This is a genomic window from Calditrichota bacterium (assembly GCA_013112635.1).
GTDB lineage: Bacteria > Calditrichota > Calditrichia > Calditrichales > J004 > JABFGF01.
This window is the reverse complement of the sequence record JABFGF010000003.1, coordinates 554,405-579,428: the sequence shown is the minus strand read 5'-3', so window position 1 is coordinate 579,428 and position 25,024 is coordinate 554,405. Positions and strand designations below refer to the sequence as shown.

The window sequence follows — 25,024 nt, the reverse complement described above, 5'->3', positions numbered from 1 at the left end:
CCCGTTATTTACCAACGAAAAGCTGCACACGCAAAAGCCAAACCACCACCTGATCCCATAAAAAAGACAAGATCATTCGATTTCAATTTTCCGTTATCATTTGCATCCGATAGAGCCATAGGTATACATGCAGAACCCGTATAAGCAAAACGGTCCATCACCATATGGGTTTTATTCATTGGTAAATCAAGTTTGCCCATCGTTTCGCGGATACTGTTAATATTAATTTGAGTAAAAAAGATATTATTAATATCACTAACTGAAGTACCAATCCTATTGCTTAAATCCGAAATCATTTTTGACCAGGTTTCCGGATTTATTTCTTTTGGAAACTTTTTTACAAATTTTAAAAGATGATCTTTGTTGTCTACAACGTCTGGCGAAATTGGTTTTGCAGAACCACCGCCATATATGCCCATCCAGCCATTATATTGGCCTTCTGTGTGTAACAATGATCCAAGAAAACCTTTTTCTTCTGTTGTGCTTTGCAAAAGAACCGCACCGGCGCCATCTGCAAAAAGCGTCACTGTTTTTTTATCGGTTTTATTCAAAAATTTAGACATGGCATATGCACCAATTACCAAAACATTATTATAGTTTTCATCAGCACGGATGTATTTTGCCCCAACATCAAGAGCTGTTACAAATCCTGCACAGGCAGTATTAATATCAAATGTTCCTGCCTTTGCGGCTCCAAGTCGGTGTTGCAAAACGGACGAAGTACTTGGCGAAATAAACTCCGGTGTGTCTGTTGAGATAATTATCAGGTCAAGGTCTGTAACATTAATTCCAGATTTGGCTATAACCGAGTTGGCAGCATTTTCACACAAATCAATTGTGCTTTCATTTTCTCCCAGCCAGCGCCTTTCTTTTATAGTAAGATTTTCTTCCAGCCAGGTACTTACATCCTCACCAAGAAGCTTATCAAAATAGCTGTTTTTTATTACTCGCTCTGGAGCGGCCATTCCTGTAGCCGCAATAAATGCATTTCTCAAAATAATCCTTTTATCAAATTATAAAACCAAACCGCCATCAACATTTAGAACTGCTCCGGTCACATACGCCGCCTCATCCGATGATAAAAACAGATAAGCATTTGCTATATCTTCAGGATTGCCAAGTCTGCCCAAAGGCGTCTTTTCTTCTAACATAGAAATAACTTTTGCAGGCACAGATTTAACCATTTCTGTTGCAATAAAACCCGGTGCAACCGCATTTACACGAACGCCCTTGCCACCAAGCTCCCTTGCCCATACTTTGGTCATTCCAATTATACCGGATTTTGCTGCAACATAATTGCTCTGACCAAAATTACCATTATGCGCCACAACCGAACTCGTGTTAATAATTACACCATTACCCTGTTCGCGCATAACTTTTGCGACTGACTGGCCACATAAAAAAACACCCTTCAGGTTTATGTCAATAACCTGATCCCATTGCTGCTCTTCCATTTTATGAAACATGGAATCACGTGTAATACCTGCGTTATTAATCAAAATATCTATTTTATTATATTTTTCTAAAACTTCAGATACAGCTTTTTCAACTTGTTCTTTATCAGAAACATTTACTTTCATAAAAGATGCGTTTGCACCAAGATTGGCCGCTACAGCTTCGCCGGCCTCATTATTCACATCCCAAATAATTACATGTGCTTTTTCAATTAAAAATTTTGCGGCTGTGATAGCACCAATTCCCTGGGCTCCACCGGTAATTATTGCTACTTTATCTTTTAATCTTTCCATCTTACCTCATATCGTTTTGAACGTTTGATTTTTTTCAAACATTCGTTGTAAAATTTTTTATTTCTGAGATTCAGTCCACTCTTCCAGAAAATTATTATAGTGTTTAATCATCAATGTGTAAAAGCTTTTCATATCTTCAATATTCTTTTTAAAAAGTTTTAGATCTTCATCCTCTTTTACTGCAGCCAGCTTTAAACAATATTTTTCAGCCAGTTCTAAGTTTCCATGCATTAGAGAAATGCGATTTAAAAATGCTTTTCCAAAAATGTCCTCAACCGTTTCATAATAATCTTTACGGTCACCGGGAATCCATTTCCGTTGAATTAAAGCATGTTCACGTAAACGCCGGGTTATTTGGCTTACCGGTCCTTTGCTAACATTTAATTCTTTGGTAATATAATCAAGGGTAAGTGGCTTGCCTTCGTATAAAAGCAATCCTACAATCCGGCCCATCAGCTTTGGAAGCCCAAAATGATGATAGCCTTCACCATAGTCCTGGATGAATTCTTGTTTTAAAGAAATATTTGACATTTGGAAGATTTGGTTTTTTTCAAACGTTTAAAATCTATTATCACATATATAAAAAAGCAAATATTTTTAAAGAGTACATTCTTTTGCATAATTCTGTTCGCCTCGATAAATTCCATCTTCCTGTTCGTAATATCCCGGAGAAATAGTTTGCCAGAAAAGATACTTGTAACCAGTGCTTTACCCTACGCTAATGGACCAATCCATCTTGGCCACCTTGCCGGAGCATATTTGCCGGCAGATATTTTTGTGCGCTACCATCGCCTGAAAAAAAATGACATCGTTTATATTTGCGGTTCTGATGAACACGGTGTCCCTATTATGCTTCGCGCCCGAAAAGAAGGCGTTGCGCCACAGGAAATTGTAGACCGCTACCATAAAATCATAAAAGAAAGTTTTAAAAAGTTCGGGATTGGTTTTGATTATTATGGGCGAACATCCTCAAAAGTCCACCATGAGACGAGCCAGGATTTTTTTAATACTTTGGCAGGCAAAGATGAATTTGTGCTTAAAAAAGAAGAGCAACTTTACGATCCTGAAGCCGGTATTTTTTTGGCAGATCGATTTGTTCGTGGCACATGCCCAAAATGTAAATATGAAGAAGCCTATGGCGACCAGTGCGAAAACTGCGGTACTTCCCTTTCCCCACAAGATTTAATAAATCCGAGAAGCGCCATTACAAATGCAAAACCAGTAATGAAAGAGACAACACACTGGTTCCTTCCGCTGGAAAAATACCAACCTGAACTTGAAAAATGGATTGACCAACACTCAGATTGGAAGCCAAACGCTTTGGGCCAGATTAAAAGCTGGTTTAAAGATGGGCTGCGTGACCGTGCAGTAACAAGAGACTTGCCATGGGGTGTTCCCGTTCCAAAAAAAGTTGCTGAACAGGCCGGGACCGATGCAAACGGAAAAGTTTTATATGTCTGGTTTGATGCCCCGATTGGATATATCTCTGCCAGCCGTGAATGGGCTGAGCAAAAAGGCGATCCTGACTTATGGAAAAAATACTGGCAAGAGCAGGATACGCGCCTGATCCATTTTATTGGAAAAGATAATATTGTCTTTCACTGTTTAATTTTTCCGGCAATGTTAAAAGCTCATGGCCAATATGTACTGCCGGAAAATGTACCGGCTAATGAATTTTTAAATCTTGAAGGCGATAAACTTTCCACGAGCCGTGATTATGCCGTCTGGCTCGATAAATATCTGGAAAATTTTGAACCGGATTCTTTGCGTTATTGTTTGGCCAGTATAATGCCGGAAACAAAAGATTCAGACTTCTCCTGGAAAGATTTTCAGGCCAGACATAATAATGAGCTTGCTGATATTCTGGGGAATTTTATTAACCGTTCAGCAATATTTTGCCACAAATATTTTGATGGTAAACTACCTCAATTGGGAGAACTTTCAGATCTTGACAAGGAACTGATAAAAAAATTAGAAGCAGCTCCGCAAAATTTGGGTGGGATTATAAACTCACATCAATATAAAAACTATGTTCGGGAAGCCATGGATTTGGCACGTTTTGCGAATAAATATTTTAATGATAAAGAGCCCTGGAAAACACGGAAAGAGAATCCTGATGATTGTGCCACAACAATTCACTTATGTCTGCAAACTGTGCGTGCTTTAGGAATTTTATTTGATCCTTTGTTACCTTTTACTTCGGAAAAAATCCGGGTACTACTAAACATAGCACAGCAAGAAGAGTGGGATAAAGCAGCAAACCAGACTTTAGAAACAGGCCATAAAATAAATCAACCCGAAATTTTATTTGCTAAAATTGAAGATGAACCGATTGAAGAAGAGATAAAAAAATTGAAAGACAATCAGGAACCGGAAAAAGCAGCGGATACTAATTTACCTGAGTTCAAAGAAACCATCGAATTTGATGATTTTGGGAAACTTGATTTAAGGGTGGCAAAAGTAATCCATTGCGAAAAAGTACCGAAAACTAATCGGTTGTTAAAACTTACTGTGGAACTTGGGCAAGAAGAAAGGACAATTGTAAGCGGCATAGCCGAGCAATATTCTGCCGAAGAGCTGGTTGGCAAAAACGTGGTTGTTATAGCCAATCTAAAGCCGGTGAAAATACGAGGCGTTGAATCTCGCGGTATGTTACTAACCTCAGAAAACGATAGTAAGCTAAGCCTGTTAACGGTTATGCAGGAAATTCCCTCCGGCAGTTGCATAAGTTAGATTTAAAGAAAATTTGAAAGCTTACTTATTGAATAAGTAAAAAATATCCCTCGTCTCCGCTCGTGATGAAGAAAGTGATCTTCATGGTGAGCGAAGGTGAACCATTCCCCATTTTGGTTGCGAGTTTAAGATATTCAGCAAACAACTTCATTTGTATTGGGGAGACTTTTTAAAGAGAATACACATTTAAGGATAAATATGTTTATTGATACACACGCCCACCTTGACTTTGCTTCTTTTGATGATGACAGGGATGCTGTCATTCAACGGGCCATAGAAAATAAATTATCAGCCATAATAACCATTGGCACCAGTCTTGATACTTCGAAACAAGCTATCCGTTTTGCTGAAAACTATGCTTCAATCTATGCGGCGGTCGGTATTCATCCATCGGATTGCGCAGAGGCTGAAGATAAAGATTATTCTGAAATCGAAAAACTTGCAAAGAATGAAAAGGTGATTGCAATCGGCGAAGTAGGCCTGGACTATTACCGCATGTACACAGATAAAGACACACAAAAAGCAGCTTTTAAAAGACAAATAAAAATAGCAAGAAATGTAAATCTGCCACTTATAGTTCACACTCGGGAATCACAGGAAGACTGTATAAAAATTCTTGTTGCAGAAAAAGCAGGCGATGTATCGGGTGTTCTTCATTCTTTTAGCGGATCTCAAGAAATTTTAGAAAAAGCTTTGGATACGAATTTTTATATTTCATACACTGGTGGAGTAACATTTAAAAACTCCACAACGGATGAGCTCGTCGCCAATACTCCTGTTGAAAGAATGCTTCTGGAAACTGACAGCCCGTTTATTACACCGGTACCTTTTCGCGGAAAACGAAATGAACCATCTTATGTGATCCACACAGCAAAAAAAATTGCAGAAATAAAAGGACTATCAGTAGAAGAACTTGCAAAGATTACAACCGAAAATGCACGGCATCTATTTGGATTGACTGTTTAAAAATTCAAGGCCTCAACATTTATAGAAAAATACCATGATATCGCTCCCAACTTGCAACACATAACCTGCAACAGAGTGTTTTCCCATGCATAAGCCCCTGAAAAAATTCGGACAAAATTTTTTAACCCAGCCAGCAATTGCCCGCAATATTGTAAAAGCCCTGCAAATAAATAATCAAGATACAATTATTGAAATTGGTCCCGGTCCGGGAGTACTGAGTGAAATTATAATTTCACAAAAACCTAAGAATTATTTTGCGATCGAAATTGATAAACGGTGGGCACATGATTTATCAACCAGGTTTGGAAATGAAATTGTAATTCTAAATGTCGATTTTTTGGAATGGGATTTTACTTCAATTATAGAAGAAAAGAAAAATATTAAAATAATCGGCAATATACCTTACAACATCACCAGCCCGATTTTATTCAAATTGCTTGATCATTTTTCCAAGCTGGATTGTGCGGTAGTGATGATGCAAAAAGAAGTGGCTAAACGAATTGTTTCTGAACCCGGGATAAAAGACTTTGGCATACTTTCCATACTCACACAAACATTTGCACAGGTGGAATGGCTGTTTGAAGTCGGTCGGAAAAACTTTAAACCAGAACCAAAAGTCGATTCAGCCGTTGTTAAATTTAATTTTTTTGACAGAACCGATGGGATTGATAACCTGAAACTATTTAAACAAACCGTTCGTGGTACTTTTAACTATCGCCGCAAAATGCTACGTAACAGTTTGGGTAGAATTTTTGATCAAACAATTGTATCTTCTTTAGATAATTATGACCTGACCCGGCGACCTGAGCAATTGACCATCGCCGAGTTTAAAGAACTTTCCAATACAATTAACCGGATGAAGAAAAATATGGAATAATTGAATATTGGAATTTTTTTCAATAATTCATTACTCCAATAATCCATTCTTTTTCTTATTATGGCTGAACTCCAGGTAGACAGCATTTTACCAGACATTGAAGATTTGATCGATGCAGGGCAAAGCGGCGCGCTCCTGAATATTATGATGGATATGCACCCATCTGATATTGAAGGTGTGCTTAACCGACTAAAAAAGGATCGGCGTAAATTCCTTTTTGAACTGCTTCCGGCCGAACTTGCTTCCGAAGTATTATCTGAACTGGACGCCCCTGTTGCAGAAGATGTTTTGGAAGAAGCTGATGATGAACGTATCTCTTCCATTATCCATGAAATGGATTCCGATGATGCTGCAGATATTGTTGCCGAACTGCCGGAAGATGTGCAAGAGCGTGTTCTTAATACATTGGAAGACGAGGTTTCTGATGATGTAAAAGAGCTCCTTGTATTTGACGAAGACACGGCCGGTGGAATTATGGCACTCGAGGTTTTGTCAATGCCGGACAGCTCCAGTGTCAATGAAACCATCGAAAAAATCCGTGAAGTAAGTGAAGATGTTGATCACCTTTATAATATTTGGGTTGTCGATAAAATCAATAATTTCTTAGGCAGTGTTTCCCTAAAAGACCTTGTTCTTGCCGGCGCCAGAACCAAACTGTTCACCATCATGGATACGGAGATTAAGACCATTCATGTAAGCATGGACCAGGAAGAAGTTGCAAATTTCTTTAAGAAATATGATTTGATCAGTGCTCCTGTTGTTGACGATGCCGGTAAACTTGTTGGACGGATCACTATCGATGATATTGTTGATGTTCTCGAAGAAGAAGGTTCGGAAGATATGGCGCGTATCTCCGGTGCTCCTGATGAAGAAATTCAGGAAGATTCGGCATTTATTATTTCACGGGCGCGTATTCCATGGCTTCTGGTCGCTTTTGTGGGCGAACTAATTGCAGCATTTATCCTTCAACAGTTTAATCTTGAACCGAGTCAACAACTGATCATTGCGGCATTTATTCCTATTGTAATGGCAATGGGCGGTGCCAGCGGCCAACAGGCCAGCGTAACTGTTGTTCGTGGTTTGGCCATGGGCGATATAGAATTACACGATACGGGGAGCAGGCTTTTTAAAGAATTTCGTGTATCCCTGTTAAACAGTACTTTCTTTTCTATTCTGCTTTTTTTGATTGTTTATTGGTGGTCCGGAATGATTTTCGCTATTATTTTAGCGGGTTCCATGTTTATTGTGATTAATAACGCCACCGTGCTTGGTGCTTTGGTTCCCTTGTTTTTCAAGCGCATCAATATTGATCCTGCCCTTGCTGCCGCTCCGCTTGTCTCAACCTCCAATGATATTATTGGGATATTGATTTATCTTTCAATAACTACCTATGTTTTAAGTGTTGGCCTTTAAGGTACAACCATGGATCAAAGCCAGGCCTTAGCCATTTTAAAAAGCGGTAGAAATGCCTTCCTTACCGGATCTGCCGGTACAGGTAAAACCTTTGTTTTAAATGATTATATCCGCTATTTAAAAGAGCGCAAAGTACCGGTGGCCGTTACTGCTTCTACCGGAATTGCCGCAACCCATATGAATGGAATGACCATTCACGCCTGGTCTGGAATTGGTGTTAAGAATTCCCTTTCCAGCAGTGATTTACTAAATATGCAAAGCAAAAAATACCTGCAAAAAAACCTGAAGGAAGCCCAGGTATTAATCATTGATGAAATATCGATGCTTCATAAAAACCAGCTTAACATGGTGGATGAAGTTTTACGATTCTTCCGGGAAAGTGACAATGCTTTTGGAGGTGTACAAGTTATACTTTCCGGTGATTTTTTTCAGTTGCCGCCAATTGGAAACCACGGCGAAAGCAATAAAGAGAAATTTGCATTTATGTCGCAATCCTGGCTGAATGCCAAACTTGCCGTTTGCTATCTCACGGAACAATACCGGCAAAGCGACCAACAATTAAATACTATTTTGAATGAGATCAGATCCGGACAAATCTCTCCCCATTCTATCCGAGAATTACAATCCTCCAAAGAAACAAAGCTTGAAGCACAAAACCAGCCTACAAAAATGTATACGCATAACATCGATGTAGATAAAATCAATAAAGAGCATTTACTTGAACTTCCTGAAGAAATGCATTTGTTTAAAGCAGTTACAAAAGGAAATAAAAAGCTGATCGAATCTCTGAAAAAATCTGTTTTGGCAGATGAAAACCTACAACTGAAAAAGTTTGCCAAGATAATGTTTGTAAAAAATAATTATGATAAAGGCTTTGTTAACGGGACTTTGGGACAAATAATTGATTTTTCGGATGATAACTTCCCAATCGTAAAAACCTATGAAGAGAAAAATATTTTGGTGGAACCGGAAGAATGGTCAATGGAAAATGATATAGGCAAAAATTTGGCATCTTTTTCTCAGCTCCCGATACGCCTTGCCTGGGCGATTACCATTCATAAAAGCCAGGGAATGACCCTTGATGCTGCAGAAATTGATCTATCAAAAACCTTTGAAGAAGGCCAAGGATATGTGGCCTTATCGCGTTTAAAAAGCTTGCAGGGATTACAGCTAAAAGGGTTCAATTCTAAGGCCTTGCAAGTTGCAAGTCTGGCTGCGAAAGCAGATAAAAGATTTCAGGAATTATCCACAGAAGTTGAGCACAGTTTACCAGATGAAAAAACACAGGAAAACCAGGCTTTAGATTTTATAAAGAAATGTGGCGGCATAACCGATCCTGACGAGATTGAGCGGTTTAGTAAAAGAGCCAAAGAGAAAAAAATGCCTAAGAAATCCACCTATCTTTTCAGCAAAGAGTATATAGAAAAAGGTTTATCTCTGGAAGAAATTTCCAAAGAACGAGGTTTGACAAACGGGACAATAAGTGGCCATATTGTAAAAATAAAAGAAATATATCCTGAGACAGACATTTCCAGGTTTAGGCCGGATGAGAAAATTATGGAAATGGTGATATCAGCGCGGGATAAATTAGAGGCGCGGAAAAACCCGAAAGATATAACCAGCAGAGGTCAGTTGTCTTCCAAAGCATTTTTTGACGCCATGAACGGAGAAGTGAGTTATAATGACATCAAGTTGGCCATGGCTTTTTTATAAATAATTCAAAGGAAAATTCTGGCAAGAAATGTTAAAGCTTTGCTTTCAAAGAATATAATTTTGATAAACGCTTAGAACAGGTTTTTGTATAGCTGTCTTCCTCGCCCGATGCCTCTTTTAAAATCACAAATGCCGATAGTAACAGTTTTTCAGCTTCTTCATACCTTTGTTGTAACATTAAGGCATTGCCCAGATTGCTTTTTGCGCGACCGATATATCGATGTTTCGCTTCCAATTCCTCTTCCCGGCGTTTTAACACTTCCCTGTATTGCTCTTCTGCTTTTTTATATTTTTGAAGATCGATATATACCAAAGCCAGGTTTTCCATTTCCCCTAAAACGCGGCGATGATTTTTATGATGCAATCGTGATTGAGCGGCCAATGATTCAATCAATAATTTTTCTGCACGCAGATACTCCTTTTGGTCGTAAACGGCCAAGGCCAGGTTATGCAAAGTTGTCGCTGCTTCCGGATCATCTTTGCCCTGGGTTACATAAATCATCTCCATTGAGTTTCGGTAATATATTTCTGCAGATTTGAAGTCACCCATCGCGTTATATACACGCCCGATATTATTAATTGTATTGGCAACGCTAGGATGGCTTTCTCCCCAGACCACCTTTTTTAATTGCAAAGCTTTTTTGTGCAGCTTTAAAGATTGATCATAATCTTTGGCATAGCGTAGTAACCGCGCTTTAAAATCCAGATTACTGGCCACAGAATGATGTTCTTCACCAAATAATGACAGGTTTATTTGATACGATTCGTCGATTAGCTTTTGAGCCTGATCCAGCTGCCGCATATCTTTTTTTAAAAAGGAATATGAAGTTAATACTTTGGCAAGGTCGCTATGCTGATCACCCAATAATCGGCGATCTATCTCTAATGCTTTTTGGAATGAACTGTCCGCCCGTTCAAAATCATCCCTTAAATGGGACAGTTTACCCAAATTAAAATATTCTGTACTTAACTCGATGCTGCCTGCACCAAATAGTTTTGTTTTTATGGCAATGGCTTTTAACAGCAACTCTTCCGATTCTTCATATTTACCCAGCCGTTTCATATTAAGCGACAAATCGCTATAACCGGATGCCACAGTTTCATGCTCTTCGCCAAAAAATTCAATATCCAGTTTCAAAGCTTCGCGAAACAAAGGCTCGGCCTCTTTAAACTCCCGTTGAAAATTATGAAATCGTCCTTTCAGGTTTAGTACTTCAGCCTTTTCGGCTATCAGATTTGTTTTTTGTAAAATGAGCATGGCTTCGTCAAGCAAATCTCCTGCCCGCTCATAATCATCCGTTTCCAGGTAAACAATTGCCAGGCTGGTCATCGATTCTACCAGATCACTGTTCATACTATCAAGATTGGCCCGTCTGAGAGAAAGTGATTTTTCAAGCAAAACAGTTGCAGTATCAAACAAAGCTAATCTGCCGTAAACATCACCCAGAACATTTAGCATTTTTGCTTGCAGTAAAGGTTGTTGCTCCAAGCGCGATTCGATATTCTGGCGCCCCTGTCCTAAAATTTCCCTGGCGGTTATAGTTTCACCTTTAGATACAGCCGGATCGGCCACCTGGAAAATATCTATCAAAAACGATGATACTTGTGCAGCTTTTATTTCTTCTGATTGTGCTTTATCGCGTTCCTGTTTAAGCTCGTTTGTATAAAACCAGATCAGTGAAAAAAATGCTATTACAATAAAGAAAGAACTGATCACTGCAATTTTATTTCGCTGGACAAACTTTTGAGTTTTATAAAGCCATGATGATTTACGTGCTAAAATTGGTTTTTTAGATAAAAAGCGTTTTATGTCATCCTGGAAAGATTCAACAGAAAGATAACGGCGTTCACTTTCCTTACGAAGTGCTTTAAGGCAAATTGTCGCCAGTTCACCTCCTAAGGTTTTTTTAAGATCTGAAATAGTGGTGCTTCTTTTAAGGGCGGTTTCCGAAAAGTTGTTTTTTGTTAATGCAGATAATTTTTGTGGTTCTTTTTTTTGTAATTCTTTCTCTACCTCAGAGAGAGACGAATTCTCAAACTTGTACGGCCTTCTCCCACTAAGCAGTTCGAACAAAACAACACCAAGCTGATAGATATCCGTAGATACCGAAGCCTGTGCGCCTTTAAACTGTTCGGGCGCTGCATATTCCGGAGTAAAAACATGTTGGCCAACTTTAGTAATCGGGCCATGCAGTTCATCGGTTTTATCCAATATATCAGCGATACCAAAATCAAGAAGTTTTACTTTTCCATCATTTGTAACAAAAATATTGCCTGGTTTTAAATCGCGGTGTACTATTAAGTTGCGGTGTGCATAGCTAACCGTTTCACAAACGGTTTTAAAAAGAGTTAAGCGTTGCTTAATCGTAACTTTGTTTTGGTCACAATATTGATCGATTGGTAAACCATCAATGTATTCCATTGTAAAATAGGGCCGCCCATCATCGGTAATACCTGCATCAAATAATCGCGCGATATTTGGATGTTGTAATTTGGCAAGAATTTGGCGTTCGCGGTTAAAACGTTTTAGAATTTGCTCTGAGTCCATTCCTTTTTTTATTACTTTCAAAGCTACGGAACGATCAAAGTGACCATCGCTTCTCTGAGCAAGATAAACCGCTCCCATTCCCCCGGTTGCAATTCTTTTAACGATCAGATAGTTGCCAACATTTTTACCTGCCAAAGACACTTCATCTTCGATTTGCAAAGTATCAATAGCCAAACCGTTTAAAAGATCGTGTACATTTTCATCAGCGGCCAACAAAGAAGTTATTTCTGCATAAAGTGCGGAATCACCGGCACATTTCTCCTTTAAAAATTGCTGACGGGTAGCCGGGTCTTTTTCAAGAACTTGTTCAAAGAGGGTTTGTATTTGTGTCCAGCGTTTTGTATTCATTTTGTTATAAGGATTTGAGATGAAATATATTGAGATGGCTTACATATTACTAACGCACGATTTGATTATAAAAGTGATAATCCTGATGAAAGTTGTTTTTGGTACAAATCAAACTAGCCTCGCTCTTCCATAGAGAAAAGAGTGGATTGTTTTTTCAAACATGTAAGTTAGAACAGTGTATATAGCAAAATCATCCTTAACTTTTTTTTGGTTGTTAAATTATTATTATTCACATTTCGCTCTAGCAGATTCAAATCCCTCTCTTCCAAAGAGAGGGAAAAAGGGTGAGTTGGCTTTTCCCTACACTATTAAGATTCCAATATCTGGCGAAAAACTCATCCCTAACCCTTCTCTTAAAAAAAGAGAAGGGAACCTCATTTATATTTGAATTGTCTTTTTTAGATTAATAAGAACAAGATTTATATTTTCTTCAATTTCTTCATTATTAAAACGAATCACTTTAATGCCTTTAGAATTAATAATTTCGCTACGGATTTCATCATATTCCTTTTGCTGCTTGTGAACTCCGCCATCAAGTTCAATCACCACTTTTAATTCGTGACAATAAAAATCGGCAATAAAAAACCGCTGTGTTCCATAATGGTTAAAAAAGATAACCTTTTGTCTATAAAACTTTTTACCGCAAAACCGTCTGTCCCTGACTGCTTCCCAGAATATTTTTTCTGCGTTTGTGCTATTCTTCCTTAACTTGCGTGCTAATGATTTTGCCAATTCTTTTTGGCTGTTTGAATTAATATTATTCACAGTCTCTCTAGTAGATTCAAATCCCTCTCTTTCAAAGAGAGGGAAAAGGGTGAGTTGGCTTTACAAACATCATAATTCTTAATCAAGAATTTTTTTCCAGTTCACGGCTAAGCCAGGCACGTGCAAAACGCCAATCCAGGCGAACAGTTGGTTTTGAAACCCCCAACACTTCCGCAATTTCCTCCTGCGTTAAGCCGGCAAAGAATCGCAATTCCACAACTTTGCTTTGTCGTTCATTCATTTTTGCAAGTCGTGTTAATGCCTCATCCAGAATTATCAATTCTTCCGCTTTAGTTTCACGGACAAATGCTTCTTCGTTAAAAGTGGCAACTGCTTCACCTGCACCTCTTTTTTCTGTTAAGCGGCTTTTTGCATAATTGATTAAAATCCTGCGCATTGCCTGGGCGCAAATCGCAAAAAAATGTGCCCGGTTTTTCCAATCTGTATTTCGCTGATCTACAAGTTTTAGATAAGCCTCATGAACAAGGGCCTGTGTATTTATTGTGTGGTTGGAGCGTTCGCGACGGAGTTGGTTATGCGCAATTTTCTGCAAGTCTTCATAAACGATTGGTAACAGTTGGTCTACTACATCGTTTTGCCCATCGCTAAGATGATTGAGCATTATTGTTACATTTTGAGGTGTTGAGTCAGTCATATTTTTTGTAATGAAAAGTTTTGTATTTCTTTATTTTTGAAACGCATTAAGATTCAGCAAAAATCCTGCTATTTTAATTAAATGATTTGCTTAGTATTCGTTTTACAAATACAATTATTTATGCTGATAAGAAAATATAATGAGAACGACAAACTTGAATTAATTAGAATATTTAAACGCAATACTCCAAAATTTTTTGATATTAAAGAGACCGACGATTTTATTGAATATTTAGATCTTGATGGAGAGAACTATTTTGTTATCGAAATTGAAAATAAAATTGTTGGAGGAATCGGTGTTCAAATAGAAAACCAACACAAAATTGGACGAATTACTTGGATATTTTTTCACCCGGATTATTCCGGTAAAGGATTAGGAAAGTTTTCTGTTGAACATTGTTTAGGTCTTTTTAGCAAGAATCCAAATATAAAAAAAGTAATTGTTACAACCTCACAGTTAGCATATAAATTTTTTGAGAAATTTAATTTTATCCATACCAACACAGAAAAAAATTATTGGGGAAAGGGACTCCATCTTTATACGATGGAGTTAAACCCGATCCCAAAAAAGTAATAAATAAAAAGAAACCCTTAAATGAAAAGTCTGATAGAATGGCAGAAGACAATATTGATGATTCATACGGATCTAAACGACTTGAAGATTTTTTTAACTCTGAAGTAAAAATAAACCCGGCTTAATATTTTTACTTTTTAATTTCAGATTAATTCAAATGAATTTAGGATAAAGGCCATTTCCTCATATATCTCAGGGAAAACATCCGTATCGCTTTCAAGTTTTGAAGCTGTGACCATATAAAATTTCCCCTCTTTAAATAGAAAGCGTTGCACTTGGTAAAGGCTTCCCTGGATATCCCTGTTAAGCATTACATTTACACCAGACATTGTTTCTTCATCAATTTCGGTGTCAACAACCTCCCAACCCAACTGAACCAACTCATTATTTGTTGCATCAATCCAATCCTTGATTGGTATGTCATTCGTAGGCCCAACCAAAACATTTATATTTGGAGTGAAATCACCAAAAGATTGATAATAACCGATATAAAGAGGGAAATTTGCATTCCAATTCGTAGACATGAACCCTGCCATTTCACGGTTTACGGCCCATTTACCATTTTGGGGCCAGTCGATCTGAAATCCATTGTCCTCGTCAACATAAACCTGTGAAACCGGCTCGGCAGATGTATCTTCAAATTCTGCAGCTTTGTTTGAAAGAACCGTTTTACCAAGCGGTGTATTTATCGTTCTCGTCTTAATGGCAATCCCATCTGTGGAGATAGAAATCTCTTCTGTTTTATCAAGTATCTTACTGATCTCTCCTTTAAAGAGAAACATAAAGACAATTATTACAACTCCAAATACGATCCACTTGGTCATAGCCGCTTTTTTTGCTGAACTATCGCCACTCTGATCTGAACTCATGGTAAGCCTCCTAATAAGTTTTGCAATTCAATCTTTTAAACTAACAATTGGGTTTTTGATTTGCTTTTTCTTTGTTTTAAGATTGCGTCTTTTCTCAATAATTTTGTGAACCTCTGATCCAATATGAGCTTCACCGCGGGATTTGGCAAGCTTTACTTGTTTTTCACGCTCCTTAAATCGCTGGCGTTGTTTGGAAGTTATAGAATCAAAACAGTGTGGGCAACTTTCTCCTTTAACATATTTGTCACTCTGCTTTTCCTGCTCGGTAATTGGCATACGGCATGCGTGGCATTGATCAAAAGAACCCTTTTCCAAAGAGTGATTAACCGTCACACGATTATCAAAAACAAAACACTCTCCTTGCCACATAGTATCCTTTTCATCCACTTCTTCAAGGTATTTTAAAATACCACCCTGCAAATGAAAAACTTCCTCAAAGCCCTGGCTTTTCAAATAAGCAGTAGATTTTTCACAACGGATGCCACCTGTACAAAACATGGCAACTTTTTTATTTTTGCCGGGATCCAGCTTTTCCTTTACGAATTTTGGAAAACTGCGAAATGAATTGGTTTCAGGATTAACAGCATTTTTAAAAGTACCAATATTGACCTCGTAGGAATTACGGGTATCAATCAGTGTAACCTGTGGGTCTGAAATTAGCTCGTTCCACTCTTTTGGTTCAACGTAAGTGCCAACACTTTTTTTAGGATCAATATCCGGCTGCCCCATTGTTACAATTTCTTTTTTAAGCTTTACTTTTCTGCGATAAAAAGGCATGCTTTCGTCATATGATTCTTTATGGCTTAACTCAGCGAGCCTTGGATCACTTTTTAGCCAACGTAGAACGGCATCAATTCCTTCGCGGGTACCTGCAATAGTACCGTTTATACCTTCCTGCGCTAATAAGAGTGTACCTTTAATTTCATTTTTAGCCATAATCTTTAACAAAGGTTTACGCAATTTTTCAAAATCATCTAATGTAACAAACTTATACAAAGCCGCTACTACAATCCTGGGCATTAATTACTCCGGTTTATGTCATTTTGGGGAAGCTTTTAAACACGCTTTTATACTATAAATATTTCCTGATGTTTATTCAACTTATATAGAATCCTATTTAATCCCACTTTAATCGAATAAAAATCGGTCAGCATTGAGATTGGTAAATCAGTAAAAATTTGCTACCTTTGCGCCTTGCAAATTCACAAACAAAAAATATTAAAATAAATTAAAAAACTTTCGGAGTATTAACTATTATGGAAATTGGAATTGTTGGTTTACCATATTCCGGTAAATCCACTTTGTTTTCAACCCTTTTAAATTTAAAAGATGATTCTGCTCAGCACGGAAAACAAAGCGCTGAACGTGGCGTGGTAAAAGTACCGGATGACAGACTGGAAAAGTTAACCGCTTTATTTAACCCAAAGAAAAAAGTAAATGCCACAATCGAGTTTGTAAAAGTTGCCGGACTTGAAGGTGATGGATCAAACCCGCAAGGACTACCACCTCAATTTATTGCTAATGTTAAAAATGTTGATGCAATGCTTGTAATGGTACGTGATTTTGAAAACGATTTTTATCCACATCCCCTGGATCGCATTGATGCCAAAAAAGATATCGGTTTTATAAACAGCGAGTTTCTTTTAAGCGATTTAGCAGTTGTTGAAACACGGGTGGAAAAGCTTGAAAAACAGGTGATGAAAATTAAAGATGAACAGGATAAGCGTGAGCTTGTTGTAATGAAAAAAATCCTGGATCAGCTCGAACAGGAAAAACCAATCCGTGAAATGGATTTAAATGAAGATGAGCAACGTATTATTCGCGGTTATCAGTTTGTAACAGCCAAACCTGTGCTTTATGTGATCAATATTTCTGAGGATAAAATTTCAAATTCTGATGAAATTGAAAAAGAATTTGAATCATTTGCAGGCACCAATTGCGAAGTGACATCGCTTAGTGCAGAAATAGAAAAAGAAATTGCAGAATTACCGGATGAAGATGCGGCCGTTTTTATGGAAGATCTTGGTATAAGCGAACCCGCTTTGAACAAATTAATCCGCCGCTCTTATGAATTACAAGGCCTGATTTCATTCTTTACCGTTGGTGAGGATGAATGCCGTGCCTGGACTATTAAACATGATACAAAAGCACAACGGGCAGCAGGCGCAATTCACAGCGATCTTGAAAAAGGATTTATCCGTGCAGAGACTGTTCATTACACAGATTTAATTGAAGCCGGTGGTTGGAATGCTTGTAAAGACAAGGGGATTTTGCGTTTGGAAGGAAAAGAGTATCCGGTAAAAGATGGCGATATTCTTAGCATCCGCTTTAATGTTTAAAAAAGGATAAGTTTTTGGATTGGATTGAAATAGTAGGATATTCAGGGTCATTCCTTGTAGCAATTTCCCTGATGATGACCTCGATGAAAAAGCTGCGTTGGATTAACCTTATTGGCGCATCCACTTTTGCAACTTATGGATTGCTGCTTAATGCGTATCCCGTATTTATATTAAATGGATTTATTACTCTGGTAGATCTTTTTTACATTTTCCAGATGTACCGCAAGAAAGATTATTTTGAAATTTTGGAAATATTAAATCCAAAAGCGGCATTTTTAACACGGTTTTTGGATTTCCATTGTGATGATATTAAAACCTTTTTCCCCGATGTCGATTTTAAGAAAACAAAAAAACCTTTAATATTTTTTACACTGAGAAATATGCTACCTGTGGGATTGTTTATTGGCGAAATAAAAGAAGATAATTCCCTTGAAATTAAAATGGAATATGTTACCCAGGGTTATCGCGATTTTAAAGTTGCAGAATATCATTACAAAAAAAATACCACCATCTTCGAGAAGCATAATGTAAAAACAATTCTCATTAACTCCACGGTTTATGCACATGTGAAGTTTTTGAAAAAGGTGGGTTTTACAAAAGACATGGCTTTAGGCGAAAATAATTATTCGTTGATTTTAGAATAACAACAATAGTAACCTTCAAGGTTTAAAAAACCTGGAAGGTTTCAACAAAAACTACAAAATCATTTTGAAATTTTAATTTTACTTAAATCTTCAAAAGAAAAATTTGCTGCTTTTAGCAATGGATGATCTGATGAAATATTCATATCACCATCAAAATTATAATTTAATTCCGCATCACCGGTTGCAATATCATAAACGGCTTTGCCCATAGATAAAAAATCCAACTTAAACGGAATGCTTACTATTTTTTCCCCGGAAGAATTTACGGCAATCTTATCTGTGACCTTGCCGCTAACCCAGTTTTTACCGGCAATTTTTAAACCATAAGCAAGGTTATCAACAAATAGATCGAGTCCACCACTGCCCTTTACAGCTATATCCAATTGCATTGATGCACCACTCCAACTAAGGTTTTTCATGCTTATATCTTTTAGTTTAACTTTTGGGAGCTTTAACAATGGCAACTCACCTGTTTTAGAAAGTGGCAATCTTATTTTACCCAGAACAGGCAAATCAAAACTAAGGCCGCCTTCAAAAGTGTATGATGATTTCCCTTTGCCGGTCAATGATTTAACTGTTTTGTAAATGTCATCGTATTTTAAGCTTAACGGAATTTGAATCGTGCTGGAACCTTTTGCTTCAATATTTAATGGATCATTTTTTGTTCCGCTGAATAAAGAGCTTTCATTTATTTTCAATCCATAATCTAATCCTGCCAAATCAATAGCAATCCCGTTTGGATTATTAATTTTAATGTCAAACAACAAATCAGCTTTCGTAAAAGATAATCCTGTAAGTTTTGTAGCTGTAACCGAAGCAGTTGGTTTTTGAACAGAAGACTGCTGTAAAAGCTGTAAAAGTTCCGCACAGCCTGTAAAGAAAAAAGAAATTGTTAAAAGAGCAATAAAGCGTTTCATGAAACTATCCTTAATATTGTATTTTATTTTGAAGGTAGGAAAAATATAAAGACAAAAATAATATTTTGTTAAAAAAAGGGCCAGGTTGTCCCCACTTCCCGGCCCTCGGAGTATAAAAGAACGTCGCTCCAAGCATAGCCTGGATTGACAGCCCCTTCATACCTTTTTTAATTTTCTACAGGTAAATAAATTGCTATCATTGTTCCGGCACCATCTGCCGATGCAACTTCAATGACACCATTCAAAGAGTTTATTATTTCTTTAGCAATTGCCAATCCAAGACCACTTCCAGTGGCTTTTGTACTGAAATACGGCTTCATTATCATTTCAGAATATTCTTCCGGAATTCCGCCCCCACTATCCTTTATCGAAATCTGAATATATCTTTGGTCATTCAAAGTAGAGACTACATTGCAGCCCTGTTCAATTCCGCAGGTTGAAATATTAATTGTTCCGTCTTTGTCTCCAATAGCTTCTATAGAGTTTATTAAAATATTTTGAATGGCTCGTTCCAGTAAGAGTTCATCAATAAGTAAATCTTCAAGATTCGGGCATGTCGAAAGTGAAAACTTTACTTTTGAAGAACCAATTATTGCCACTGTTGTTTTCTCTATTACAGATGCAATATTTACTTTTATTGGATTCTTTTGTTTTGGGTTTAATAGCCTGAGGTTTAATTCAGAAGCCATATCTACAGCTTTCAGGGCATTGTCAATTAAATCACTTTTTTTAGGATCCATTTTAACCAGCTCCAGATAACCCGTTATGGCTGATAAAAAATTACGCATATCATGCGCCACGCCTTTAACAGATTCAGCCAATAAAGGGAAGCTGCTGTTTTGTTTATTGGCAAAACGGATAGGCTGTTTGTTTGTATGTTCTTTTTCCATTTTATACTGGCGAAACTTTTCTTCCAGAGCTAAATCCATTTGTATTCCCCTTTAAAATTTTGACGCCGTCCCCCTCAAGCCGGCGCCAATTATTAACCCATTATCTTGAATAAACTCATTTTCTTTTTTGTAATCAAAAGGCTTTAAAATTGCTGGTTTATAATCTTTTCTTGAGAAAATCAAAATCAGTATTCAACTGATAGCTATATCAGTTGTTGATAACTGCTTAGGCAAAGTGTGTGCCAAAAACACCAAATTTATTTTAAGCCCATTTTAAACGAAAACTCGATTTTTTAAATACCGACAACAACAAAACCTTGGGTTATTTGCCCCGCTTTCTGGTCATTTCACCAAAATCGAAATATATACGGTATTTATTTTATTAATCGGCTGTGTCTTTTTTTTACATCCTCAATTGTGAACTCGTGCGGCATCTGTTTTTCTTTTTTTGATGACTTTAAAAGATTTATTAAGATTTTATGAGAATAACGAATAATCTCGTTTTCTGACATGGACAGTTTTTTTAAAAATAAATTCCATTGATCGAAATTTGGATTATATGCCAATGACATATTGTATGCAAAAGGCATAGCCAGGTCACTGTCTTCAATTGTGTTTAATGCTGCATAAAGAATCATTTCCTGTTCAGGATTTAAGTATTCCATATAGACCGGAATGAGAAACGATGCCATCACATGAAAATTTCTTTCATAAGTATTCCACATTTCTGTAAACAATGTGACCCCATCAAAAGAATGTGTCTTTAGTTTGTCAATCAACAATTCCAAAATTGAATTAAAAGTCTCAGATGGTAAATATCCATTTGTTTTCCTGCGAACTAGTTCTTCATTTAAACAGCGGACAATATCTGCTTCTTTGCTGCATGCAGTAAAGCAACCTGAAAGTAGGTTCATTTAGGTTCTCCAAAAATTATATATGCTCAACCTTTCAAAAAACAGGCCAAAGTTTTAAAATGGAGATAACTCTATTATTTTATTGGATTTAGTAATATAAATTAAGTGTAGGCTTAAATAATATTTTGGGGCAAATACACAAATCCGGGTGATTTAACACAGGAGGGTTTTAGGAAATATTATATTTTTCCAAACGATAGCGTAGAGTGTCTCGGCTTAAACCAAGAAGTTTTGCCGCATTGGATTTATTTCCATTGCTTTTTGTAAGAGCCGATTTTAAAAACTCAATTTCCATTTTCTCAAGATCAATACCGCTACTAGGTATATTATAGTCTAGCTTATTTTCTATGGTTGTATTTTTTCTGATTACAAAATCATCTGCTTCAAGAGTTTCACTTTCTGCAAAAATCATAGCTTGTTCTATGCAATTACTCAGTTCCCGAACGTTACCCGGCCAGCTATGATTTAATAATTTCTTTGTTGCCGATGCACTTAAGTTTTTTACCTTTTTATTAAAAAGCATATTGAAATTTGCAATAAAATGGTTCGCCAGAAGTATCAGATCATTCTCCATTTCGCGCAAGGCCGGCAAAGTTAATAGCACAACATTCAAACGGTAAAACAAATCTTCCCGAAATGTACCTTCTTCTACACATTTTGCCAGGCCTTTATTTGTTGCCGCGATTAAACGCAATTGTACCATTTTTTCTTTATTACTTCCTAACTGACGAAACTTTCTTGTCTCCAAAAAAGAGAGCAATTTTGCCTGCAGGTTTAAAGGCAGTTCACTAATCTCATCCAGGAATAAAGTGCCGCCATTGGCTGATTCAATCAAACCAATCCGGTCTGCTACTGCATTTGTAAAAGCACCTTTAATATTGCCAAAAAGTTCTGCTTCCAAAAGTGTTTCGGGGATTGCCGCGCAGTTTATCTCAACAAAAGGTTTATTAATTTTTGAAGAGGAATTATGAATAACCTGCGCCAGCATACTTTTCCCAGTGCCTGTTTCTCCTTCAAGCAATATTCTTGATGTCTCAATCTTCCCAATACGCGGTACAATCATTTTAATTTTTTGAATGGCCGCACTTTCCCCGATTATCTCGGAAAGTGCAATTTTATTTTGAGTGCTTAGCTGGGCTTTGAGGATATTTATTTCATTTTCTTTTTGAGACAGTTTTTGTTTTAACGATGCCTGCTCAGTGATTTCCTGAAAAGTTATAAGCAATGGTGTTTTGGAATCAGTATAACTTTCTATGCAACAATTGTAAGCTTTATTGCCCCTGTTTAAATATGGAATATTAAAGAGCTTTTCGTTGCCGGAGGAGATTTTTTTTAACTGGTTTTCCAACCCAATAAACTCAGGGATTAAATCGAAAATTTGTTTAGTACGAAATGCATCTTTTTCTGTTGAAGAACAGATATCAAGAAATGCATCATTATGGTCACCCAGTTCCAGATTGTGGTTAATCAAAGCAAATGCAATTTTTGCTTTTGATAATATGTGGTCAACAACTTTCATCAATCTGTAATCAGTTTTTGGGAAATATTTTGAAAGCAGGCTTCGACATTTTCACCATCTTTTGCGCTTGTAAAGAAAAACGGAGATTCTAAAATTTTGCTGTTCTCAGTAAAAAAATTATAACCCGGATGCTTTTTGGTGATAAGGTCCACCTTGTTTCCTGCCAAAACAACGTGCGCTCCGGGATTAATTTTCAAAAAAATATCAATAAAATTTTTATTTATTTCAACCGTTTGTAACCGTGTTAAATCCGAAACTATAATCGCACCTGATGCCCCGGTCAGATAATTTGTATTTATCTCATTTGTATTCGCTGCACCTTCTACATCCCAAATCATTAAAAAAAGTTCTTTGGAGTTTTCCAGGACTACCTTTTTTTGCGATACCTTAACACCAATCGTAGTAAGATAGGAGTCATCAAATAAATCTTCCACAAAACGGCGAATCAAACTGGTTTTCCCGACTCCAATATCACCCAGTAAACAAATTTTCTTTTTAATCAGGGACATTTCTTTATTCTACTTTGAATATTACACGTCTGTTCGATTTATATATACTAGTCTCTAATCCATTTTCCAAAACAGCAGAAGATATTCCAACCTTGTCTGGCGGAACACCATTTTCCAATAAATGTTTTTTGACAGCCATTGCCCTTTCGCTAGCAAATTTTTGATTTAATTTATGAGGACCACTGCTGTCTGCAAACCCATGAATATTGATTTTATTGAATGTAATAGAATCCAGAATCAGTAAGACAGAATCTAACACTTGTATGGATTGAGTAGTCAATTTACTTGATCCTATTTCGAAATAAAGAACCTGCCTATCAATATCCGATGCCATGTAAAGTGGTTTATTGGTAGCCACATTAATTTCATTAATAACAACCGGAAGCGAAGATTTTTCTGCAAATAATGTAGCTGCAAGAAATTTTTGCTGCCTGGATTCAACTGTTCCGCCTATGATTATCTGAGAAGAATCAACTACAAGATTTAATTCTGATGCAGTATTTAGATCACCCTTAACAGACAATAATTGTGCCTGGAGTTGCTCGAAGGAAGGTAAAATAAATAAGTTTTGGCTTTCAATATTCAGTTCTAAACCTTCCAATTCAGAGATTAGTTTATCACGATCTGCTTCAAAAACTGATCCTTTTAGGATAATATTGCTTTCACTTTTTTGGGCGGTAAAAAATGATCCGGGCTTATTTTGATAATTCTCGATAATCGAAGAATATTTTTCGTCTATATCAACTCCTGAAGGCCAAAAGAAATAAATTGAGACAATTATCAAAATTAAAATCAGGAGATAAAGTACCCCTTTCGGTTTACTTTTGTTTCCATCCTCCTGTGCCAGCACTTCTTTAAACATGGGCTCGTGCACAGATGAAATAAAACCAGAAAGAAGATCTTTTACATCGGTAAATGAACTTGTTTCACCATCAAAACCTCGCATGTCTTTATAAAAGCGCAAATGGATTTTATTCTCAAGCTCTTTGATAATTTCTTTAAAATTTGTTGAAGGCACACCTTTTACAACAAAAGCAAGATAGGCATATTTTCCGTCTTCAATAATTATATTTAAATCTTCATATTTAATTTCGTGCAAGCTTTGTCCACCGGCTGCGAAAGCTGTTTTAGAGAATTCTCTAATCGCGCTAAGCATGCCACTAATCACATCTTCGTTACCATTATTTTCCTTAGAAAACGATGCGTGTGAAAGTAGAAGACCTGTTTTTTTGTGGATAAGGAAAATTTCCTGCAAATGGAAAGGCAATGATTGTTTCAATAGAGTTTCATGATCTACTTTTTTACCCGAACGAAAACCCTGGTTTACAATATTATCAATTCGTTCATTGATGGCCTGCATCAGGTTTTTCATTGCCTCGGCAACAGACTTACGTACAGCCTGGCCAATTACCGGATACAAAGCATCGGCCATATCATCTTTTGCCTCGGCAATTTGTTTGCGAATGGCGCCACCCATAACCGGTCCAAGGGCTTCGGCCATTTGAGATTTGGACTCTATAATTTTTTTATATAAAAGATCGGCAATTATTGGATCAAGAGATTCAAGCAGTTGTTCTTTATCATTTAAACGCAGATACAAATCTTTCATCTCAGCTTCAAGATGAGCGATTCTATCTTTTTCACTACTGAGCAGAATGGCTTTTAACTTATCTAAAGCTTCTGTTTCTGTGGGTTGTAAATCAGGCATGGGATGCTTACTTGTTTTCACCGTTGCTAAGCTGAGCTGCTAAATCACTAAAGATTTTTGCTAAATCCACGTTTGCTGTTTTTGAATCTTCAAGAGTATTCAACTTATCCATCAACGTTTTTTGCATTTCCTGGATTTGAGAATTAACATTTTTCAGGGTTTCATCAATTTGATTTGCCCCATTCTGCCTTTCAGATTTTTCACTTGATAGCTGCTCAAGAAACTGATCAAGCTTTTTATTTATTGAGGAAATTTCGCTATCCACTTTTGCAAATTTTTCATCAAAACTCTTAATGGTTTCACCAAAAATTAAGTTGCGGATTTGGGAAATATCATTTGATTTACTCATGACAAACCTTTGTAATAATTAGGACAT

At 36.9% G+C, this 25,024-nt stretch carries 23 protein-coding genes; 8 read left to right on the top strand and 15 right to left on the bottom strand.

Going from position 1 to position 25,024, the window contains the following annotated elements; genetic code table 11:
• Positions 1-8: 8 nt before the first annotated feature.
• From HND50_11565 to HND50_11555, 3 genes are read right to left on the bottom strand one after another with little or no spacing between them, the layout of a single operon-like run.
• The gene (locus HND50_11565; protein ID NOG45867.1) at positions 9-965 is read right to left on the bottom strand and encodes a ketoacyl-ACP synthase III; all 957 of its coding nucleotides are present in this window, start codon (positions 963-965) and stop codon (positions 9-11) included.
• Positions 966-1,013: 48 nt separating this feature from the next.
• Positions 1,014-1,748 carry a beta-ketoacyl-ACP reductase gene (locus HND50_11560; GenBank protein NOG45866.1) on the bottom strand — a complete coding sequence of 245 codons (735 nt, stop codon included), beginning with the start codon at positions 1,746-1,748 and terminating at the stop codon, positions 1,014-1,016.
• Between the two features lie 57 nt (positions 1,749-1,805).
• On the bottom strand, positions 1,806-2,279 hold the full coding sequence (locus HND50_11555; GenBank protein ID NOG45865.1) for a MarR family transcriptional regulator: 474 nt from the start codon (positions 2,277-2,279) through the stop codon (positions 1,806-1,808).
• Positions 2,280-2,426: 147 nt separating this feature from the next.
• Between HND50_11555 and metG the strand changes: the two genes are divergently transcribed.
• The 5 genes from metG to HND50_11530 all read left to right on the top strand — a co-directional run bounded on the left by metG (position 2,427) and on the right by HND50_11530 (position 9,450).
• Complete coding sequence (metG, locus tag HND50_11550) at positions 2,427-4,481, top strand: methionine--tRNA ligase (GenBank protein NOG45864.1); 2,055 nt, start codon at positions 2,427-2,429, stop codon at positions 4,479-4,481.
• A gap of 198 nt (positions 4,482-4,679) precedes the next feature.
• Positions 4,680-5,447, top strand: coding sequence for a TatD family hydrolase (locus HND50_11545; protein ID NOG45863.1), 768 nt, complete (start codon positions 4,680-4,682; stop codon positions 5,445-5,447).
• An 85-nt stretch (positions 5,448-5,532) separates the two neighbouring features.
• Positions 5,533-6,324 carry a ribosomal RNA small subunit methyltransferase A gene (gene rsmA / locus HND50_11540; protein NOG45862.1) on the top strand — a complete coding sequence of 264 codons (792 nt, stop codon included), beginning with the start codon at positions 5,533-5,535 and terminating at the stop codon, positions 6,322-6,324.
• Positions 6,325-6,384: 60 nt separating this feature from the next.
• Entirely contained in the window at positions 6,385-7,737 is a 1,353-nt protein-coding gene (gene mgtE, locus HND50_11535) for a magnesium transporter (GenBank protein NOG45861.1), read from the top strand.
• A gap of 9 nt (positions 7,738-7,746) precedes the next feature.
• A complete protein-coding gene (locus HND50_11530) occupies positions 7,747-9,450 on the top strand; it encodes an AAA family ATPase (protein ID NOG45860.1) in 1,704 nt (567 codons plus the stop codon).
• A gap of 31 nt (positions 9,451-9,481) precedes the next feature.
• Here the strand turns inward: HND50_11530 and HND50_11525 are convergent, their stop codons facing one another.
• The 3 genes from HND50_11525 to HND50_11515 all read right to left on the bottom strand — a co-directional run bounded on the left by HND50_11525 (position 9,482) and on the right by HND50_11515 (position 13,766).
• On the bottom strand, positions 9,482-12,346 hold the full coding sequence (locus tag HND50_11525) for a serine/threonine protein kinase (protein ID NOG45859.1): 2,865 nt from the start codon (positions 12,344-12,346) through the stop codon (positions 9,482-9,484).
• A 378-nt stretch (positions 12,347-12,724) separates the two neighbouring features.
• The gene (locus HND50_11520) at positions 12,725-13,102 is read right to left on the bottom strand and encodes an endonuclease domain-containing protein (GenBank protein NOG45858.1); all 378 of its coding nucleotides are present in this window, start codon (positions 13,100-13,102) and stop codon (positions 12,725-12,727) included.
• Positions 13,103-13,193: 91 nt separating this feature from the next.
• Positions 13,194-13,766: a sigma-70 family RNA polymerase sigma factor gene (locus HND50_11515; GenBank protein NOG45857.1), complete on the bottom strand. Its 573-nt coding sequence runs from the start codon at positions 13,764-13,766 to the stop codon at positions 13,194-13,196.
• A 120-nt stretch (positions 13,767-13,886) separates the two neighbouring features.
• Here HND50_11515 and HND50_11510 point away from each other — a divergent pair, with 120 nt between their 5' ends.
• Positions 13,887-14,339, top strand: a complete 453-nt coding sequence (locus tag HND50_11510) for a GNAT family N-acetyltransferase (protein NOG45856.1) — start codon at positions 13,887-13,889, stop codon at positions 14,337-14,339.
• Between the two features lie 143 nt (positions 14,340-14,482).
• Here the strand turns inward: HND50_11510 and HND50_11505 are convergent, their stop codons facing one another.
• Both HND50_11505 and HND50_11500 read right to left on the bottom strand, forming a co-directional pair.
• The gene (locus HND50_11505; GenBank protein ID NOG45855.1) at positions 14,483-15,208 is read right to left on the bottom strand and encodes a hypothetical protein; all 726 of its coding nucleotides are present in this window, start codon (positions 15,206-15,208) and stop codon (positions 14,483-14,485) included.
• Positions 15,209-15,235: 27 nt separating this feature from the next.
• On the bottom strand, positions 15,236-16,228 hold the full coding sequence (locus HND50_11500; protein ID NOG45854.1) for a rhodanese-related sulfurtransferase: 993 nt from the start codon (positions 16,226-16,228) through the stop codon (positions 15,236-15,238).
• A 236-nt stretch (positions 16,229-16,464) separates the two neighbouring features.
• On the opposite strand from HND50_11500, the gene ychF reads away from it, so the two are divergent.
• Both ychF and HND50_11490 read left to right on the top strand, forming a co-directional pair.
• Complete coding sequence (ychF, locus tag HND50_11495; GenBank protein ID NOG45853.1) at positions 16,465-17,547, top strand: redox-regulated ATPase YchF; 1,083 nt, start codon at positions 16,465-16,467, stop codon at positions 17,545-17,547.
• Positions 17,548-17,561: 14 nt separating this feature from the next.
• Positions 17,562-18,191 carry a hypothetical protein gene (locus tag HND50_11490; protein NOG45852.1) on the top strand — a complete coding sequence of 210 codons (630 nt, stop codon included), beginning with the start codon at positions 17,562-17,564 and terminating at the stop codon, positions 18,189-18,191.
• A 59-nt stretch (positions 18,192-18,250) separates the two neighbouring features.
• Here the strand turns inward: HND50_11490 and HND50_11485 are convergent, their stop codons facing one another.
• The 7 genes from HND50_11485 to HND50_11455 form a co-directional block, all read right to left on the bottom strand.
• Positions 18,251-19,108, bottom strand: coding sequence for an LEA type 2 family protein (locus tag HND50_11485; GenBank protein NOG45851.1), 858 nt, complete (start codon positions 19,106-19,108; stop codon positions 18,251-18,253).
• 167 nt (positions 19,109-19,275) lie between these two features.
• Complete coding sequence (locus tag HND50_11480; GenBank protein NOG45850.1) at positions 19,276-20,037, bottom strand: hypothetical protein; 762 nt, start codon at positions 20,035-20,037, stop codon at positions 19,276-19,278.
• 335 nt (positions 20,038-20,372) lie between these two features.
• On the bottom strand, positions 20,373-20,912 hold the full coding sequence (locus HND50_11475) for a hypothetical protein (protein NOG45849.1): 540 nt from the start codon (positions 20,910-20,912) through the stop codon (positions 20,373-20,375).
• Positions 20,913-21,081: 169 nt separating this feature from the next.
• Positions 21,082-22,431 carry a sigma 54-interacting transcriptional regulator gene (locus tag HND50_11470; GenBank protein ID NOG45848.1) on the bottom strand — a complete coding sequence of 450 codons (1,350 nt, stop codon included), beginning with the start codon at positions 22,429-22,431 and terminating at the stop codon, positions 21,082-21,084.
• Positions 22,431-22,940 (bottom strand): GTP-binding protein, encoded by a 510-nt coding sequence (locus tag HND50_11465; GenBank protein ID NOG45847.1) that lies wholly within the window; start codon positions 22,938-22,940, stop codon positions 22,431-22,433. Before HND50_11465 ends, HND50_11470 begins: the two co-directional genes overlap by 1 nt.
• A 4-nt stretch (positions 22,941-22,944) precedes the next feature.
• A complete protein-coding gene (locus tag HND50_11460) occupies positions 22,945-24,648 on the bottom strand; it encodes an OmpA family protein (GenBank protein NOG45846.1) in 1,704 nt (567 codons plus the stop codon).
• A 7-nt stretch (positions 24,649-24,655) separates the two neighbouring features.
• Positions 24,656-24,997: a hypothetical protein gene (locus HND50_11455; GenBank protein NOG45845.1), complete on the bottom strand. Its 342-nt coding sequence runs from the start codon at positions 24,995-24,997 to the stop codon at positions 24,656-24,658.
• Between the last annotated feature and the right edge of the window lie 27 nt (positions 24,998-25,024).

Excerpts from the sequence above, each read along its gene's own strand:
- HND50_11565 (NOG45867.1), bottom strand. The coding sequence starts at position 965 with ATGGCCGCTCCAGAGCGAGTAATAAAAAACAGCTATTTTGATAAGCTT.
- HND50_11560 (NOG45866.1), bottom strand. The coding sequence starts at position 1,748 with ATGGAAAGATTAAAAGATAAAGTAGCAATAATTACCGGTGGAGCCCAG.
- HND50_11555 (NOG45865.1), bottom strand. The coding sequence starts at position 2,279 with ATGTCAAATATTTCTTTAAAACAAGAATTCATCCAGGACTATGGTGAA.
- HND50_11545 (NOG45863.1), top strand. The coding sequence starts at position 4,680 with ATGTTTATTGATACACACGCCCACCTTGACTTTGCTTCTTTTGATGAT.
- rsmA (NOG45862.1), top strand. The coding sequence starts at position 5,533 with ATGCATAAGCCCCTGAAAAAATTCGGACAAAATTTTTTAACCCAGCCA.
- mgtE (NOG45861.1), top strand. The coding sequence starts at position 6,385 with ATGGCTGAACTCCAGGTAGACAGCATTTTACCAGACATTGAAGATTTG.
- HND50_11530 (NOG45860.1), top strand. The coding sequence starts at position 7,747 with ATGGATCAAAGCCAGGCCTTAGCCATTTTAAAAAGCGGTAGAAATGCC.
- HND50_11525 (NOG45859.1), bottom strand. The coding sequence starts at position 12,346 with ATGAATACAAAACGCTGGACACAAATACAAACCCTCTTTGAACAAGTT.
- HND50_11515 (NOG45857.1), bottom strand. The coding sequence starts at position 13,766 with ATGACTGACTCAACACCTCAAAATGTAACAATAATGCTCAATCATCTT.
- HND50_11510 (NOG45856.1), top strand. The coding sequence starts at position 13,887 with ATGCTGATAAGAAAATATAATGAGAACGACAAACTTGAATTAATTAGA.
- HND50_11505 (NOG45855.1), bottom strand. The coding sequence starts at position 15,208 with ATGAGTTCAGATCAGAGTGGCGATAGTTCAGCAAAAAAAGCGGCTATG.
- HND50_11500 (NOG45854.1), bottom strand. The coding sequence starts at position 16,228 with ATGCCCAGGATTGTAGTAGCGGCTTTGTATAAGTTTGTTACATTAGAT.
- ychF (NOG45853.1), top strand. The coding sequence starts at position 16,465 with ATGGAAATTGGAATTGTTGGTTTACCATATTCCGGTAAATCCACTTTG.
- HND50_11485 (NOG45851.1), bottom strand. The coding sequence starts at position 19,108 with ATGAAACGCTTTATTGCTCTTTTAACAATTTCTTTTTTCTTTACAGGC.
- HND50_11480 (NOG45850.1), bottom strand. The coding sequence starts at position 20,037 with ATGGATTTAGCTCTGGAAGAAAAGTTTCGCCAGTATAAAATGGAAAAA.
- HND50_11475 (NOG45849.1), bottom strand. The coding sequence starts at position 20,912 with ATGAACCTACTTTCAGGTTGCTTTACTGCATGCAGCAAAGAAGCAGAT.
- HND50_11470 (NOG45848.1), bottom strand. The coding sequence starts at position 22,431 with ATGAAAGTTGTTGACCACATATTATCAAAAGCAAAAATTGCATTTGCT.
- HND50_11465 (NOG45847.1), bottom strand. The coding sequence starts at position 22,940 with ATGTCCCTGATTAAAAAGAAAATTTGTTTACTGGGTGATATTGGAGTC.
- HND50_11460 (NOG45846.1), bottom strand. The coding sequence starts at position 24,648 with ATGCCTGATTTACAACCCACAGAAACAGAAGCTTTAGATAAGTTAAAA.
- HND50_11455 (NOG45845.1), bottom strand. The coding sequence starts at position 24,997 with ATGAGTAAATCAAATGATATTTCCCAAATCCGCAACTTAATTTTTGGT.